This window comes from Paracoccus sp. SY (assembly GCF_002901215.1).
Taxonomy (GTDB): domain Bacteria; phylum Pseudomonadota; class Alphaproteobacteria; order Rhodobacterales; family Rhodobacteraceae; genus Paracoccus; species Paracoccus acridae.
In genome coordinates, this window is record NZ_NWMQ01000150.1 from 1 (window position 1) to 1065 (window position 1065).

The 1065-nt window shown below is 75.2% G+C and carries 1 protein-coding gene; it reads right to left on the reverse strand.

Annotation, left to right across the window (positions count from 1 at the left end):
• Positions 1–1065, reverse strand: a 1065-nt coding sequence (locus CK944_RS22240; protein WP_192877803.1) for a 3-hydroxyacyl-CoA dehydrogenase NAD-binding domain-containing protein, incomplete at both ends; no start/stop codon positions are given.

The window sequence follows — 1065 nt, forward strand, 5'->3', positions numbered from 1 at the left end:
GTTGGTGGCCAGCACCGCATCCGCGCGGCAGGCGGCGGCCAGTTGCTCGAAGACCGCGCGCTTGACGCCGATCTCCTCGAAGACCGCCTCGATCACCAGGTCGGCGTCCGACAGCGCGGCATAGTCGGTGGTGGCGGTGACGCCCGCCATGCGGTCCTGGGCCTGGGCCTCGGTCAGCTTGCCGCGCTTCACGGCGCCCGCGAAGATGGCGCGCAGGGTGGCCGTGCCGCGGGCCAGGGCCTTCTCGTCGCGCTCGATCAGGGTGACGGGGATGCCCGCATCGCGCAGCGCGGCGGCGATGCCCGCGCCCATGGTGCCGCCGCCGATCACACCCGCGCTTCGCAGCGGCAGGGGATCCACGCCCTTCAGATGCGCGGGACGGGGCGCGGCGCGCTCGGCAAAGAAGACATGGCGCAGGGCCGCGGCCTGATCGGACCCGCGCAGCTCCAGAAAGGTCTGGCGCTCATGGGCCAGGGCCTCGGCGAAGGGCGCCTCCGCCGCCTTGCGCAGGCAGTCGAGGGCGCGCAGCGGCGCCTCGGCCCCCTTGGCGGCTTTCGCCACCGCCTTGCGCCGGTCGTCCCAGAAGGCGTCGCCCGGGGCTGCGACCGGGCGGGCCGAGACGGGGGGCGGCAGGTCACGGCTCAGCGCCTCGCGCGCGAAGGCCAGGGCATTGGCCCGCAGGTCATCGGCGAAGACCGCGTCCAGCAGGCCCAGCGACAGCGCCTTCGGGGCCCGCACCGGCTTGCCCGAGGTGACCAGATCGACCGCGGCCTCGACGCCCGCCAGGCGCGGCGTGCGCACGGTGCCGGATGCGCCCGGCACGATGCCCAGGCCGACCTCGGGCAGACCGACCGAGGCACCCTCCAGGGCCACGCGGAAGCGGCAGCCCATCGCCACCTCGAAGCCGCCGCCGAGCGCCGCGCCGTGGATCGCCGCCACCCAGGGCTTTGCCGCCCCCTCGATCCGGTCCACCAGATCGGGCAGATGCGGCGCCTGCGGGGGCTTGCCGAACTCGGTCACATCGGCCCCCGCGATGAAGGTCCGCCCCGCGCAGAGCAGCACCAC